The organism is Aquimarina megaterium XH134 (assembly GCF_000520975.1).
GTDB classification, from domain to species: domain Bacteria; phylum Bacteroidota; class Bacteroidia; order Flavobacteriales; family Flavobacteriaceae; genus Aquimarina; species Aquimarina megaterium.
The window spans coordinates 124,827-141,013 of sequence record NZ_JACB01000001.1 but is presented as its reverse complement, the minus strand read 5'-3'; the positions used below and the strand labels follow the sequence as shown (position 1 = coordinate 141,013).

The 16,187-nt window shown below is 36.0% G+C and carries 12 protein-coding genes; all 12 read left to right on the top strand.

The window, feature by feature from the left end; all coding sequences use genetic code 11:
• The first annotated feature begins 128 nt into the window (after positions 1 to 128).
• On the top strand, positions 129 to 1,325 hold the full coding sequence (gene cbiE, locus Z053_RS0100520) for a precorrin-6y C5,15-methyltransferase (decarboxylating) subunit CbiE (protein WP_025663074.1): 1,197 nt from the start codon (positions 129 to 131) through the stop codon (positions 1,323 to 1,325).
• Positions 1,326 to 1,523: 198 nt separating this feature from the next.
• Positions 1,524 to 1,844 carry a hypothetical protein gene (locus Z053_RS0100515; protein WP_206539196.1) on the top strand — a complete coding sequence of 107 codons (321 nt, stop codon included), beginning with the start codon at positions 1,524 to 1,526 and terminating at the stop codon, positions 1,842 to 1,844.
• Between the two features lie 172 nt (positions 1,845 to 2,016).
• Positions 2,017 to 3,024 carry an NAD-dependent epimerase/dehydratase family protein gene (locus Z053_RS0100510; RefSeq protein ID WP_025663072.1) on the top strand — a complete coding sequence of 336 codons (1,008 nt, stop codon included), beginning with the start codon at positions 2,017 to 2,019 and terminating at the stop codon, positions 3,022 to 3,024.
• On the top strand, positions 3,021 to 4,034 hold the full coding sequence (locus tag Z053_RS0100505; protein ID WP_025663071.1) for a glycosyltransferase family 2 protein: 1,014 nt from the start codon (positions 3,021 to 3,023) through the stop codon (positions 4,032 to 4,034). The genes Z053_RS0100510 and Z053_RS0100505 overlap by 4 nt, the downstream gene beginning before the upstream one ends.
• Before the next feature lie 96 nt (positions 4,035 to 4,130).
• Complete coding sequence (cobM, locus tag Z053_RS0100500) at positions 4,131 to 5,987, top strand: precorrin-4 C(11)-methyltransferase (protein ID WP_025663070.1); 1,857 nt, start codon at positions 4,131 to 4,133, stop codon at positions 5,985 to 5,987.
• Positions 5,984 to 6,721, top strand: a complete 738-nt coding sequence (locus Z053_RS27650; protein WP_035094532.1) for a precorrin-6A/cobalt-precorrin-6A reductase — start codon at positions 5,984 to 5,986, stop codon at positions 6,719 to 6,721. The genes cobM and Z053_RS27650 overlap by 4 nt, the downstream gene beginning before the upstream one ends.
• A gap of 91 nt (positions 6,722 to 6,812) precedes the next feature.
• A complete protein-coding gene (locus Z053_RS27645) occupies positions 6,813 to 7,910 on the top strand; it encodes a cobalt-precorrin-5B (C(1))-methyltransferase (RefSeq protein WP_035094530.1) in 1,098 nt (365 codons plus the stop codon).
• A complete protein-coding gene (locus Z053_RS0100490; protein WP_025663069.1) occupies positions 7,907 to 8,620 on the top strand; it encodes a hypothetical protein in 714 nt (237 codons plus the stop codon). Before Z053_RS27645 ends, Z053_RS0100490 begins: the two co-directional genes overlap by 4 nt.
• 90 nt (positions 8,621 to 8,710) lie before the next feature.
• Positions 8,711 to 9,163, top strand: coding sequence for a tRNA (cytidine(34)-2'-O)-methyltransferase (locus Z053_RS0100485; protein ID WP_025663068.1), 453 nt, complete (start codon positions 8,711 to 8,713; stop codon positions 9,161 to 9,163).
• 57 nt (positions 9,164 to 9,220) lie between these two features.
• Positions 9,221 to 10,885: a VWA domain-containing protein gene (locus Z053_RS29720; RefSeq protein WP_025663067.1), complete on the top strand. Its 1,665-nt coding sequence runs from the start codon at positions 9,221 to 9,223 to the stop codon at positions 10,883 to 10,885.
• A gap of 199 nt (positions 10,886 to 11,084) precedes the next feature.
• The gene (locus Z053_RS0100475; protein WP_025663066.1) at positions 11,085 to 12,380 is read left to right on the top strand and encodes a cobyrinate a,c-diamide synthase; all 1,296 of its coding nucleotides are present in this window, start codon (positions 11,085 to 11,087) and stop codon (positions 12,378 to 12,380) included.
• On the top strand, positions 12,371 to 16,117 hold the full coding sequence (gene cobN / locus Z053_RS0100470) for a cobaltochelatase subunit CobN (protein WP_025663065.1): 3,747 nt from the start codon (positions 12,371 to 12,373) through the stop codon (positions 16,115 to 16,117). The genes Z053_RS0100475 and cobN overlap by 10 nt, the downstream gene beginning before the upstream one ends.
• Positions 16,118 to 16,187 lie beyond the last annotated feature (70 nt).

Sequence of the window (16,187 nt, the reverse complement as noted above, 5' to 3'; positions counted from 1 at the left end):
CACTAAACAATTGTAAATGATAGAAAGAATGGAGCTTTAGAGAGAAGTGATAAATGTTTTCATTTCTATATACTTTAACTTTGTAGCTTTGTTAATACTATCAGAACATATATAATATCAAAAACACTATGACCTTCCATATTATAGGTATCGGAAATAAAACCCCGGATTTCACAACAGAACAACAACAAAGTATTCTGGATACCCTTATTTTTAGTGGAGGAAAACGTCATTATGAATTAGTTAAAGACTACCTTCCAGAAAATCATGAATGGATAACTATTCAATCTCCGATGTCTCAAGTATTCGAGGCATATGAAAAAGCAACAGTACCAATTATTGTTTTTGCTTCTGGCAATCCGCTGTTTTATGGGTTTTCGAATACATTAAAAAATAAATATCCTGATGCAGAAATTATAACAGCACCCTATTTTAGTTCAATTCAATTATTGGCTAATGCCATGAATTTGAACAGTAATCACTTACAAACTATAAGTGTACACGGAAGAAGCTGGAAAGCATTAGATGCTATCTTAATCCAACAAAAAGAAAGTATCGGGGTACTTACAGATGCAGAAAAAAAACCAGCTATCATTGCAAAAAGACTTTTGGAGTATGGATATGATAATTATGTCATGCTAGTAGGAGAGGATATAGAAGGAGAACAGGAAAAGTTTCAGGAACTAGCGTTACAAAAAGCTTCAATAATGAAGTTTCACTCACTGAATTGTGTTATACTTAAAAAAACAAGACATCGCCACATTGATTTTGGGATAAAGGATGCTGATTTTAAAGGTTTGCCAGGAAGACCTAAGATGATTACCAAAATGCCTGTTCGATTAACAACTCTACATTACTTAAATGTTCTTAATATTGATACATTATGGGATATTGGTTTTTGTACCGGATCTGTTAGTGTCGAGGCTAAATTAAAAAATAGGGATTTAGATATTATTGCTTTTGAAAAGAGACCAGAGTGTAAAGTTATTTTAGAAGAAAACCAAAAACGCTTTGGAGTTCCTGGGATTCAAATTGTAATGGGAGATTTTTTTGAGCAGGATCTTACTCAATTTGTAAAGCCTGAAGCAATTTTTATTGGAGGTCATGGAGGTAGATTAGAAGAACTTTTTCTAAAGATAACTCCGGTTTTAAAACTTGAAACCTGTATAGTAATTAATGCTGTAAAAGAAAGTTCGGTACAAGCTTTTAAATCGGGCTGCGACAAAATAGGGTATACTATCATAGAAGAATCCGTACTATCACTTGATGAATACAATCCAATTACGTTACTTAAAGCAATAAAATTAAGGCCTAAAACCAAATAGAAATTTAATTTTTTATACAGTATCTGGTTTGCTCGTTTTTAATAAAATTCACGGTTTCCAGTGTGTTCTTCACTTCATATAGTGTATACTTTTGTGCCTAAGTATTAGGAAAAGAACATGATTATGAAAAAAAATAAACTACTTAGTTTACTAATGATAGGTGTTGCTGTTCTATATTCTTATAGAAAGGATGTTGATATGTCCAAATTTGACATCAAAAAGATAGAAATAGAGGTAGAAGAAACCAACAGCGTTATAAGTACTATTTCTTCTGAAAAATTCCTTACCAATAATCTTATTTTAGAAGATCTAGATACAAAGAACATTCCATTACAGAATGTTGAAATTATTATTGATGAAGCAACAAAAACTAACGATGATAATAGGTGTGTCACTTACGACAACATTTTATTGAATGAAAGTTATTGCCCAGGATCAAACACAGAAGACTTGATCGAATCACTCACAAATACCCGCATAACACCATTTCTCATATTGGATTATCGTTATAGACTCTAGAATCATTAACGTTTGGTTGTAAAGCCTGTTATATAAGAGTGTAAATAACAGGAAGTTTGTTTCAAGCTCTATAATAGATCTTGAAAATAATTCATTTTAAACAAAATCTGTCCCATATATGATCAATTTATGTAGGTTTGCCAAATGAAACGAGCATTAAAAATTTAAACGTGTGAAAATAACTTCACTTGTAACTGGCGGAGCAGGATTTATAGGTTCGCATGTGGTCAATCATTTACTAAAACAAAATCACCAGGTTATAGTTTTAGATGATCTTTCTGGAGGAGATAAAGAGAATATAAACTCGGCCGCACTATTTTATGAAGGGTCGATACTAGACGTTACCTTAATACATACTCTTTTTGACGAGTATAAGTTCACTTATGTTTATCATTTGGCTGCCTATGCGGCAGAAGGGTTAAGTCATTTTATTAGAAATTTCAATTATCAGAATAATCTGATCGGTAGTGTTAATCTGATTAATGCATCGGTAGCTCATGAGGTAAAATGTTTTGTTTTCACCTCTTCTATTGCAGTCTATGGAACAAATACATTGCCATTGGTAGAAACACAATTTCCGCAACCAGAAGATCCGTACGGAATAGCAAAGTATGCCGTAGAATTAGATTTAATAAATGCACATAAGATGTTTGGTATGGATTATATCATTTTTAGGCCTCATAATGTATACGGAAGACATCAAAATATAGGAGATAAGTATCGTAATGTTGTAGGGATATTTATGAATCAGATTCTAGAAAATAAACCGTTAACTATTTTTGGAGATGGTAAGCAAACCAGAGCTTTTACATATATTGATGATATTGCACCTTATATTGCTAATTCGGTAACAGTACCCGAAGCATATAATACAGTTTTTAATATAGGAAGTGATACAGTTTACTCTGTAAAAGAACTGGCAATAGCAGTTAGTAATGCAATGCAATCAGAACTGAATATAGAGCAATTAGAAAAACGGGAAGAAGTGACTCATGCCTATGCTAATCATTCAAAATTTGATACTGTTTTTAACCCCAAAAAACATATAGATTTAGAGAAAGGGCTTTTAGAAATGGCCAAATGGGTAAAAACTCATGGGGCGCGTTCTAGTAAAGAATTCCAAAACATTGAAATAACAAAAAAGCTACCGAGTTCCTGGAGAAAACCTTTAAAGCAATGACAGATCAACCACTAGTTACTATTATAATGGCCGTTAAAGATACGGCTTCCTATTTGAGGGATTGCTTAGATTCTATTTTGGCACAAACGTATCAAAATTGGGAACTTATTGCGGTAAATGATCACTCATCTGATGATAGTCCGAAAATTTTGCAGGAATATGCTGAAAAAGACTCCAGAATTCGATTTTTTAATAGTGATAGACCTAAATTAATCCCAACACTACAAGTAGGATATGCAGAAACCAGAGGAACGTTGATTAACAGAATGGATTCTGATGATAAAATGCCAGCGTATAAAATAGAAGTACTTGTAGAAGAATGGAGTAAACACGGAAAAGGAACTGTGATTGCAGGAGGAACTGAGCATTTTGTTGACGAGGGAGTTGTAGGTGATGGGTTTCTTAAATATGAAAAATGGCTTAATGAAGTTGCTAGAACAAGTACTCATTATCAAGAGATTTATAGAGAATGTGTGATCCCATCTCATTGTTGGTTACTACACAAAGAGGATTTTGATGCGGCAGGAGCTTTTGATCCGATTATATATCCAGAAGATTACGACCTCTGTTTTCGATTTTACAGACTGGGTTTAACAGTTGTTGGGATTGATAAAATTCTACATCACTGGAGAGACCGATCTAATAGGATTTCACGTACCTGGGACGAATACAAAGACAATCGATATTTTGATCTTAAGCTACGCTTTTTCTATGAATTGGATAGAGATAAAACACGACCTTTGGTACTATGGGGCGCAGGAAAAAACGGAAAAGATATGGCCAAGCTCTTGCAATCTTATAACGATAAATTTCATTGGGTATGTGATAATGAGAGAAAAATAGGAAAGGATATTTATGAGGTACGATTAGAGCATTATGATGATATTAAAACACTCGAGGATACACAAATCATTATTGTAGTCGCATCTCCAACAGGGAAAAAAGAAATAGAAGAATTACTCCTCTTATGGAATAAAAAGCCTGTTGTTGATTTTTGGTTTTTTGCATAACAGATATGCATAATCTTAATAAACATTTTTTAAGACGTTAATAACCTAATATCTTTGCGTTGTAGGAGAATTTAATAGCTTTTTCAAAAAAAACACATGTCAGAACACACTATAAAAGTTGCAATACTCTGTTTTACAGATCAGGGATTGTCTATTGCTAAAACCTTGCAAAAAGAATTTTACCGCTCTAAGTTGTTTACAACAAGAACAGTAGAAGTTAGTAAAGATATAAAACAAATCAATTCGGTAACAGAGTTGATAGAAGATTCCTTTCATAACTATGATGCATGGGTTTTTGTAGGTGCATTAGGGATTTGTGTGCGTAGTATCGCCCCACATATCAAGGATAAAGCAAGTGATCCTGCTGTGATTAATGTTGATGATCAGGGAAAATTTGTACAAGCTGTACTTAGCGGTCATATTGGTAAAGCCAATACACTCACAGCCCAAATTAGTAGAATTCTTAATGCTCAAGCCGTATTATCTACATCTAGTGATTTACAAAACCTATGGGCACTGGATACGTTGGCAGAAACCTATGGATGGAAAATGAAAAGCTCTATTCCTATAAATAAGATCATATCATTGTTTGTAAACAGGAAGTCTACCGCATTAATTCTAAAAGTTAAGAATAAAGGAGTTCAATATTTGGAGAAAACCTGTCCGGATTTTGTAGATGTTTATTATGATCAGAAAGATTTTGAACATAGCGACTATGAATTAATACTATATGTGGGTTATGAACTTATGGCTACAGAGACTCCTGTTCTTTCTTTCTACCCTCCTTGTGTGGCATTAGGTAGTGGATGTGCAAAAGATATAGAGTCTCAACTCCTAATGAAAGGATTAGAGTCTGCATTACAAGAACAACATATCGCGATAGAAAGTATCTACGCTATAGGATCTGCAACTATTAAGAATGAGGAACAGGCATATCTTGATTTTGCAGCGTATTATAATATTCTTTTTATTACCTATACCGGTGAAGAACTTAATACCATTACAGTTGCCAACCCTTCAGAAGTTGTAAAGAAGAAAGTAGGTGTTTATGGCGTTTCTGAAGCCGCTGCGGCATTAATAGCAGGTCAATCAACATGGTTGGTCGAAAAAACAAAAGCACTCACATCATCTGGTAAGAAATTTACCTATGCATTAAGTTTGTCGGCCAAATATGAGCGCAAAGCAAGTATTGCAATTGTAGGTGCAGGATCGGGAGATCCAGAACTATTAACCTTAAAAGGGCAGTACATTTTGGAAAATGCTGACTGTATTTTATATGCAGGGAGTTTGGTGCCAGAAGCTTTGACACATATGGCAAAAGAAGGCGCATTAGTGCGTAATTCTGCATCGATGACCTTAGAAGAGCAAATAATGATTATTGATCAATATTATGAACAAGGAAAATCTATTGTGCGCTTACATTCTGGAGATCCTTCTATATATGGAGCAATACAGGAGCAGATGACTATTTTTGATGAAAAAGGATACGACTATTATATCGTTCCGGGAATTTCCTCATTTCAGGCGGCAGCTGCATATCTCAAATCAGAATTTACTATTCCCGAAGTAGCACAGACTATTATTCTTACCCGGGGAGAAGGAAATACACCAATGCCAGAACACGAAAAAATTGCAGATATGGCAAAATTAAGAACTACCATGTGTATTTTCTTAAGTGTAGGCATCGCTAAAAAAATACAAGCACAACTTCTAGAACATTATCCAGAAAATACACCATTGGCGGTACTATATCGTGTGAGTTGGGAAGATGAAGAAGTATGGACAGGTACCCTCTCAGAACTAACTACTATCATCAAAAAAAATAAGCTAACTCGTACGGTGCTTATTGTAGTTGGCGAAGCTGTAGGCGCTCGTAAAAACAGATCGTGGTTATATGATGATAAATGGCACCATATCTTTAGAAAAAAAGAAAAAGAAATTCAATCTTCATGATACTCGTTTTTGGAGGCACTACGGAAGGAAAAAAAGTTGCCAAAATATTGGATGAACTAGAATATCCGTATTACTATTCAACCAAAACAAAAGTGGATTATGAAGGGAAAGGAATTTCTATAAATGGAGTAATGACAACTTCTCTCTTAGAGAATTTTTGCAAGAAACATGAGATTACACATATTATTAATGCTTCTCATCCTTTTGCGGTGCAATTGCATCAAATGATTGCAGATATTTCGATGGCATTGCCTTTAATACGTTTTCAAAGACAGTTTTCTCCAAGAATACTAGATCAAAACGTATCTTATGTAGATAGCTTTGAAGAAGCGATACGCTATTTTAACAAAAATAAGTATAGTTCATTACTGGCACTTTCGGGAGTGCAAACTATTGCTAAATTACGAACCTACTGGAAGAATCACCTTACCTGGTTTCGTATTTTGGATCGGGATAGCTCTAGAGCGATTGCCGATGAGGCTGGATTTCCAAAAACAAAATTATTATTTGGATATCCACAGTCCAAGACCGCCGAAATGGAGTTGTTTACCAAACTATCTCCAGACATAATTTTTACTAAAGAAAGTGGAGGTAATGGAAAACTGGAAGAAAAAATAGCTGCGGCTCAAGCTTTACATATCCCGATAGTGATTCTTAAAAAACCAAAAATTTCTAATCGATATCTTTGTATAGATACTAAAGCAGCGTTAATTGAAATGATTACTAATGAGTAGCCAAGCCAATAGACCTCATAGGTCTCTAAGACCTGTGAGGTCTGCGCCTTCATCGAAAATGCAGTTTTATTAAATTTATTAAGTAAAAATATTGAGCGAACTACAAGACATACCAGATAGGCCTTTACGAAGAGGATATACCACAGGAGCTTGTGCCACTGCTTGTGTTAAAGCCGCGTTATGGAGTTTGGTTACCCAACAGGAGATTACCGAAACACAAGTGCAATTACCTATAGGTGAAATCGCTACATTTCGAGTTCAATCCAATACGTTAACACAAAAGGAGGCTGCATATTCGACAATAAAAGATGCAGGTGATGATCCTGATGTAACTCATAATGCAGAGATCATGGCTACTGTATCTCTTAATAATACAGGAGATATTCTTTTTAAAAGAGGAAAAGGAGTGGGGTTAATTACTTTACCAGGCTTAGAAATACCTGTAGGAGAGCCCGCCATTAATCCAGTCCCCAGGGATATGATGCGTATCGTTTGTAAAAAGATAATATCAGATTATCAGCTCGAGAGATACGGAGTAACCATTACAATATCGGTGAAAAACGGAGAAGAACTTGCTAAAAAAACATTGAATAGTCGCTTAGGGATATTACATGGAATTTCAATATTAGGAACCACGGGTATTGTTACTCCGTTTTCTGCGGCATCTTATATTGCTAGTATTCAACAAGGGATTGATGTTGCTGTTGCAAATGGTATGACAGAATTATTAATAAACTCTGGAGCACGTAGTGAGAAGATGTTGAGGTCTATATTTCCTAACATTTCAGAAGTATCTTGTATACATTACGGAAACTGGATACAGGAAACTTTTGAAAAAATTGATCAATCTCCCCAGATTACCAAGGTGTCTATGGGGATTATGCTAGGAAAAGCAGCAAAATTAGCACAAGGCAGAACGAATACACATAGCGGAAAAGCAACATGGGACAAAGATTTTATATATCAGCTGGCTATATCAGCAGGATATCCAGAGGAAATTGCTAACAAAGTTTTAGCATTAAATATGGCAGGACGTCTTCGGGAAATTTTTACTTTTACAGCCCAAGAAAATTTTTATCAAAAATTAATAGAAGAATGCCATTATCATTGTCAGAAAATAGCACCAAATGTAACAATTGCTATGTATTTGATTAATAACGATGGAACTCACATATCATACACTATATGAACATTATGAACCTCGTCCGCCCTCTGATCGCAGGGGTTTTACATTCTTTTGAACCAGATCACATGTCTGCGGTATCCGTATTGGCAGCAGAAAATGCTATTCAGAAAAAGAAAGTATCTTTTAAGACTGTGTTTACTGCATCTCAATGGGCATTAGGGCATTCTGTGACTTTGTTAATGTTTGGAGGGATTGCTTTAGCATTTAAAGCTGCCCTACTTACATTTGTAGAGAGTATCTCTTTTTGGGCAGAATTTTCTGTTGGTCCGATTATGATTTGGCTTGGCGTAATGGCTATTCGAAGAAATCATAAGATTAATGAGATGATGGCAGATCATAAAAAAATAGAAGCGCATGAGCATGCAGCTAATAATCCTATTCATCTTCATGGAAAAAGAGGCGAAGAAATTGCTATGAATCCTATTAACAGGTCGTTTTGGATAGGGATGTTACATGGGTTGGCAGGTACAGGAGGTGCCCTTACTTCTGCATTAATTATTAGTGCAGACACAATCTCTGATGCTATCCTGATATTAATAGTAGAATCTATTGGCATTATCTTTTCTATGGCAGTATATAGTTATGTGCTGATCTTTACCATGAGTCGTTTTATAGAGCGTAATATATCTATATTTAAATGGATGAATGGTGTTATTGGTATCATTTCGATAATCGTTGGTTGCATCGTATTACAAAGTGTACTTTTTGAATAATTTTTATGAGGTTTTGTCATTCCGGCCCTTCGACTCACCACAGGATACGTCAAAGACCAGAATCCATTTAATTCCTAAAAAACAATAAGAATGGCATATAATATTGTACTTGTAGAACCAGAAATTCCTATGAATACGGGTAATATAGGTAGACTTAGTTTAGCCTCGGGATCAAATCTACATTTGGTAAAACCATTTGGGTTTGAATTAAGTGATTCGAGATTAAAAAGAGCCGGGTTGGATTATTGGAAACATATCTCGGTACATATGTATGATAGTATAGATGAGTTTTATGCTATACATAAAGGAAAAAACATGGTATACCTATCGAGTCATGCAGAAAAAGACTATTGTTCTATACCTTATGAAGATGATCTATTTTTTGTCTTTGGAAAAGAATCTACTGGTTTGTCAAAAACTATAACAGAAAAATATCCAGATCAACTCTATAAAATCCCAATATACAGTGATAAGGTAAGAAGTTTAAACCTGGCTAATGCTGTGAGTATTGTGGTCTATGAGGGGATAAGAAATATTAAATAAATAGATCTTAGCTACATTATAGAATTCCGTATTTTTACCAATCATACAAAAATACAGATGAAACCAAAATATACCTATCCTTTTACTGCCATCCCCGATCAGGAAGATTTAAAATTATGTTTGTTACTTAATCTGGTAGATCCAAGTATAGGTGGAGTGCTGGCAACAGGAGATAAAGGTACTGCAAAAACCACTATGGTACGAGGACTGAGTCAGTTGATGGGAGAAGATTTTCCGTTTGTTAACTTACCTATTGGTGCTACCGAAGATCGGGTATTAGGGAGCATTAATCTAGAGGCATTGATTAACCAGAAAACTACGATTGTAGATAAGGGGTTATTATCGCAGGCGCATCAAGGGTTTTTGTATATCGATGAGGTAAACCTTCTGAATGATTATCTAATGGATGTATTATTAGACGCTTCTGCAACAGGAGGGTATCACCTAGAGCGTGAAGGAATCTCTCAATGGATGGATAGTCGTTTTTGTCTAGTAGGTACTATGAATCCAGAAGAAGGAGCCCTGCGCCCACAGTTATTAGATCGATTTGGATTAAGTGTTACTATCCAGACTCCCAAAGAAATGAAGACACGTACCAAAATTGCAATGCAACGTCTTAGTTTTGATAGTGATCCGATAGCATTTTATAATCGGTTTCAAGAAGAAGAACAGCAAGTTAAGAATCAGGTGATTTCTGCCAGACGTACACTTAATGATGTAATTATTCCAGAATCGATACAAGAACAGTGTGCTGCATTAACTATAGCTAATCAGGTAGAAGGAATGCGCGCAGATATCTTACTTTTAAAAACAGCAAGAGCGTATGCAGCATTTTATAATGAGAAACAGATAACTACAGAAATGGTGGATAGTATAGCACCTTTTGTATTGCAACACCGTGCAAAAGAATATACGCCTCCAACAGATCAGAATAAAGAAAACCCTTCTGATACAGAAAATCATACTCCCAAGGAAGAAACGGCACCTCAAAACGAGCAAAATAATACAGCATTTCAATTGCCAAAGGCTGTACAACAAGGATTGAAATTTTCGGCTTCAAAGGCAACTAAAAAACAAGAAGTCCTTTTAGATACTCAACAGAAATTATATTCAGTAGCATATCCGGCAGAACGACAACAAGAAATATCGCTACTGAAATCGGTACAACAATATCTAAAGACAGGGAAATTTACAACAGTATATAAACAAGCAACACAGAAAGCAGTAGCACGAATTATATTCCTGGTAGATACCAGTGCTTCTATGGCCCTAGATCAGCAAATGGCATATTTAAAGGGAATCATAGAGAAAACAATTATGTCATATCCTCTACAAAAAATCCAGTATGCTATTGTTGGATTACAGGATACTACAGCCAAAATTATTCAGGAATTTACGTCTAACACACAAGAAATTTCGAATATAAATCACCAATTAAAAACAGGGGGAAAAACAAATTTGGGAGCTGCTTTTTTTAAAGTATATGAGTTATTGCGATCTGTAAATACGCAAACCGTACAATTGTTTGTTTTTACAGACGGAAAAATAAATGCAGGAGCAGAAAACCCATTTCAATATGCGGTTTCTACCTATAAAAAATATCTGGCTAGGATTCAAAAAACTATTGTTATTGATACAGAAACAGGGTTTGTACGATTAGGTAAAGCCAGGCAATTAGCACAACGACTAAAACTGAAGTACACTACAGTTTCTGATTTTTAATGATGTAAATAATTATGTATATAGAAATATACAAGTATAAAAAAGAATGTCACCCTGAGCTTGTCGAAGGACATTTATACAATAATTTGCTTAGACAAGATCAGTATGACAATGAATCGACCAAATTACACCAATTCAAATTTTATAATCTAATCTCTAACAGCGAAACGATCTAAAACCTCAATTCTTTTTAAACTATATGTCCAAAGCATTTTTAATAGCTGCCCCGTGGAGTAATTCGGGAAAAACGACACTTACCCTAGGAATGTCTCGTTGGTATAGTAACCAGGGAAATACTGTGCAAACTTTTAAATGCGGACCCGACTATATTGATACGATTCACCATAGTACTGCGGCTCGAAAACCAGCTGTAAATTTAGATACTGTGATGATGCCCGAGGAGCATGTAAAAACCGTTTTCGAACGGTATAGTGCATCTGCCGATATTAGTATTGTAGAAGGAGTAATGGGCTTGTTTGATGGAGCAGTAAAAGACCAGGGAAGCTCGGCAGCAATAGCTAAATTGTTAGATATTCCGGTGATTCTGGTGGTTAATGCCAGTGCTATGGCATATACGATTGCCCCAATCTTACACGGGTTAAAAACGTTTGACCCCAAAGTTAAGATCGCTGGTGTTATTTTTAATTTTATAAAAACAGAATCACATTATGCTTTCCTTAAAGAAGCATGCGACACTGTTGGTATTCAATCGTTAGGATACATTCCGCCGAATGATGAAATTGCAATTCCCTCACGCCATTTGGGGTTACATATCGATGGTACTTTTGAAAACGGTATCGAAAAAGCAGCATCACATATTGCAGCTCATGTATCATTACCTACACTTTTAGAATGCGCAAAAATAGTTCCTAAAATAGATCAGGAAGCATCAGCTATTATAACTTCTGAAAAAAAATATAAGATAGCTATAGCAAAAGATGAGGCATTTACATTTACCTATCTCCAAAATCTAAAATGGTTAGAAGCTATTGGAGAGCTCATATATTTTAGCCCGATTCATGGTCAGGAACTCCCCGAAGCAGATATGATTTATCTGGCAGGAGGATATCCCGAATTGTATCTTGAAATGTTATCTGATAATATCGCAATGCGAAATCAATTAAAAAAAGCTGCAGATCGAGGAGTAAAAATCTTGGCAGAATGTGGTGGGATGATGTACCTGGGAAATACCATTATTGATGAAAAAGGTAAGGAATATGATATGGTAGGAATATTTCCGTTTAATACCTCTATGCAAAACAAAAAATTATCTTTAGGATATCGAAAAGTAGTGTATAATGGATTAGAAATTTGGGGGCATGAATTTCATTATTCCAAAGTGCTAAATGATGATAGCATACCAATAGTAGGCCAAGTGTTCTCGGCAAGAGAAAAAGAAGTTACCACAAAAATATATCAACATAAAAACGTATACGCCAGCTACATTCATTTGTATTGGGCAGCGTTAGAAGAAGCTGTAGACTTATGCATTTAATCGCAACCATACCCGGAGGGTGGAACCCCAATGATGATGGTATTTTTTATATTGATCAGCAACCGGGAGATATTGTATTTCTGAGCGCAGGAGATACCGAAATTCATACTTTAAATGAGGCGTACAAGGAACTATATAAAACCGAAGGTGACAAGTTGCCTAGTCTACGAATGACTAACCTGGTATATCTCAAACAAGAATTGACTATAGATACCTATCTTGAAGAAGTATTAAGTAAGGCCAAAGTCATTGTTTGTAGTATGCTAGGAGGAATCAGCTATTACAAATACTTAGTTGAGTCCCTGGTGAGTTTACAAGAGCAAACGGGTAATACAATATTGTTTTTACCAGCTCATGAACCTGATTTTGAATTGATGCAATTGTCATCGGTCGATATACAGATTGTACATCAGTGCCGACAATATTTACAGGAAGGAGGAAAAGAAAATGCGATTGGATTAATGAACTATTTGCGGACTCAATTTTTTGATACCAAACTTCTCATTACTCCTGCTATATCTATTTCAGAGGTGTTTTTATATACCAAAACATTAGGAATGACGACCCAAGAGGCTTTAGAAAATACTATGGATATTTCTAAACCTAATGTGGCATTACTAGGATATCGTACTCATTTCTTGTCTGATAATATGGAGCCATTGCATGCGATGAGTACAGCGCTTCAGGAACGAGGAATGAATGCTTTTGTGGTTTTTGCAAGTAACTTGCGAGATCCTAAATTATTAGATCAGGTACAAGCATTAATGACTCATGATGGGAAGCGCGTAGTGCACACCATTATCAATACTACGGGGTTTACGATCAAGCCTATGGATGGTTCAGCGTTTATTTTCGAAAAACTTAAAACTCCTGTCCTGCAAGCCATATTTTCTACAGCGAATAAAGAAGTATGGGAAGAAGGGCTCTTTGGTTTACCACCTACAGATATTGCTATGAATATTGCCTTGCCCGAAATTGATGGGCGGATTATCGGTCGAGCGGTTTCGTTTAAAAAAGAAATTAGTAAAGATACACTTACCGATAGTTCTATTTTAAAATACGAAGCCCATATTCCTGCCTGTGATTTTATGGCAGAATTAGCCCAGCGATGGGCAACATTGCAGTATAAAAAAAATATAGATAAAAAGGTAGCGGTCATTTTACCGAATTACCCTAATAAGGATAGTCGTCTCGCAAATGGAGTAGGCCTCGATACACCCGAAAGTTGCATTGTTTTATTAGATACGCTTAAAGCGGAAGGATATGATGTAGGAGAGCAACTACCAAAAAGTGGTACAGAGTTAATGCATTGGATTACACAGGTAACTACAAATGACGTTACCACCGCGATAACCAGACCACATGTATTAGTTTTTGATCGAGCAGATTTTGATGTATGTTTTTCTGCATTGTCTTCAACACTACAAAATAAAGTAATAACGCAATGGGGGAAACCAGAAGATGATCCGTATTATACCGGTGATGGATTTATAGTGTCTGGATTTTTATTGGGAAATATTTTTGTAAGTATTCAACCATCCCGAGGATACAATCAGGATCCTCAGGCAATCTATCATTCTCCTGATTTACCACCTACTTATCAATATCTGGCCTATTATTTTTGGTTACAACAAAACTACCAGGCAGATGCTGTGATTCATTTAGGAAAACATGGGAATCTGGAGTGGTTGCCTGGGAAAAGTGTTTCACTAGATCCCGAAACTTGTTTCCCTGCAGCTGTTTTTGGGGCATTACCGCATTTTTATCCGTTTATCATTAATGACCCGGGAGAAGGAACACAAGCAAAACGACGTAATCAAGCCGTGATCATAGATCATTTAATTCCGCCGATGACCCGAGCAGAAAGTTACGGTAGTCTAATGAAACTGGAACATCTGGTAGATGAATATTATGAAGCTTCTACCCTAGACCCCAAACGATCGCGAGTATTAGAAAAGGAAATAGCTGATCTGGTTACCCAAACCAAACTCAATGTAGATTTGGGAATCGCTTCAGATGATGTAGATGAGTTATTAGTTAAATTAGATGGGTATTTATGTGAATTAAAAGAAGCACAGATTAGGGATGGACTTCATGTTTTTGGAAAAGCTCCTGTAGATGAACAACTCATAGATTTGTTAATTGCCTTGCATCGCGTACCGGGATATCATCAGGAAGGAATCACACAAGCACTGGCCAAAGATTTGGGAATTACCAAAAATATTCTTGAGGTTGCCTATACAGAATCTATGGAGTTGACTATTGAAGGTGTTTTTTGTAAAACGGCAGGACATGTGATTCAACAATTAGAAAGTATTGCAAAAAGACAACTGGTAGCATATATTGAAAACGATGTTGTAACCGAAGAATATCCTGTATTAAACAAGATGTTACAATATATCAAATCTACAACTTTGGTTGCGGTACAACAGACTACAGATGAACTACGGTATTTGTTAGGTGGCCTTAATGGGTGTTATGTTCCTTCAGGCCCCTCGGGAGCACCAACACGAGGTCGATTGGATTTGTTGCCTACGGGTAGGAATTTTTATTCTGTTGATGTACGTACCATTCCAACCGAAACAGCCTACCGTTTGGGAGAGAAAAGTGCACAACTCATTATTGATCGATATTTACAGGAAAACGGGGATTATCCCGAAACTATTGGGATTTCGGTATGGGGAACCTCTACCATGCGTACAGGAGGAGATGATATTGCACAGGCATTTGCATTAATGGGAGTACGCCCGTTATGGAAAAATGCTAATCGAAGAGTTACTGATTTTGAAGTAATCCCTTTACTAAAGTTAGGAAGACCCAGAGTAGATGTTACATTACGGATCTCAGGGTTTTTTAGAGATGCATTTCCCGATGTGATCAATCTGTTTAATGCAGTGGTTACACGTTTAGCGAATCTGGATGAATCCATAGAAGATAATCCTATCAGAAAACGGTTTTTAGCAGAACAATCACAGTGGCAAGAGCAAGGATTACCACAAGAAGAAGCTTCGAAACGCGCTTTGTATCGTGTGTTTGGCTCTAAACCGGGAGCATATGGAGCAGGGTTGCAAGCCGTAATCGATGAAAAAAACTGGCAAACCCAGGAAGATCTTGCCAAAGTATATATCAATTGGAGTGGATATGCCTACAGTAATTCTAAAAAAGGAGTTTCTGCACATGAATCATTTCAGTATCGATTGCAAGCAATGCAGATCGTAATGCAAAACCAGGATAACAGAGAACATGATATTTTGGATAGTGATGATTATTATCAGTTTCACGGGGGATTGGCCAATGCCGTAAAGACAGTAAAAGGTAATGAAGCCGAAATCTATTTTGGAGATCATTCTCGACCAGAAACCCCTAAGGTAAAAACATTAAAAGAAGAATTGCTAAAAGTATATCGATCACGAGTAATCAATCCCAAATGGATTGCAGGAGTACAACGGCATGGATATAAAGGAGCATTCGAAATGGCAGCCACCTTAGATTATCTGTTTGCTTATGATGCCACGACAAATCTGATCGATGATTTTATGTATGAAGGTATTACAGAAAGCTATTTGTTAACTCCCGAGAATAAAGAATTTATAACCCAAAATAATCCCTGGGCACTAAAAGATATGAGTGAACGTTTGTTGGAAGCCATACAACGAGGGATGTGGGCAAATCCATCTGATGAGGTTAAAAAACAATTAGAGGAACTGTATATGGAAGGTGAAGGATTGGTGGAGTAAGTATAGCTTTGTATAAGCTAACAGGTTAATGTCGTAGATCAGGTAAAAACCAGTAGATTTGTAAATACAT

What these genes read in the sequence shown, in the direction of transcription:
- Z053_RS0100505 (WP_025663071.1), top strand. Translation starts at nt 3,021, where the DNA reads ATGACAGATCAACCACTAGTTACTATTATAATGGCCGTTAAAGATACG.
- Z053_RS0100475 (WP_025663066.1), top strand. Translation starts at nt 11,085, where the DNA reads ATGTCCAAAGCATTTTTAATAGCTGCCCCGTGGAGTAATTCGGGAAAA.
- cobN (WP_025663065.1), top strand. Translation starts at nt 12,371, where the DNA reads ATGCATTTAATCGCAACCATACCCGGAGGGTGGAACCCCAATGATGAT.
- cobM (WP_025663070.1), top strand. Translation starts at nt 4,131, where the DNA reads ATGTCAGAACACACTATAAAAGTTGCAATACTCTGTTTTACAGATCAG.
- cbiE (WP_025663074.1), top strand. Translation starts at nt 129, where the DNA reads ATGACCTTCCATATTATAGGTATCGGAAATAAAACCCCGGATTTCACA.
- Z053_RS0100490 (WP_025663069.1), top strand. Translation starts at nt 7,907, where the DNA reads ATGAACATTATGAACCTCGTCCGCCCTCTGATCGCAGGGGTTTTACAT.
- Z053_RS0100485 (WP_025663068.1), top strand. Translation starts at nt 8,711, where the DNA reads ATGGCATATAATATTGTACTTGTAGAACCAGAAATTCCTATGAATACG.
- Z053_RS27650 (WP_035094532.1), top strand. Translation starts at nt 5,984, where the DNA reads ATGATACTCGTTTTTGGAGGCACTACGGAAGGAAAAAAAGTTGCCAAA.
- Z053_RS29720 (WP_025663067.1), top strand. Translation starts at nt 9,221, where the DNA reads ATGAAACCAAAATATACCTATCCTTTTACTGCCATCCCCGATCAGGAA.
- Z053_RS0100515 (WP_206539196.1), top strand. Translation starts at nt 1,524, where the DNA reads ATGTCCAAATTTGACATCAAAAAGATAGAAATAGAGGTAGAAGAAACC.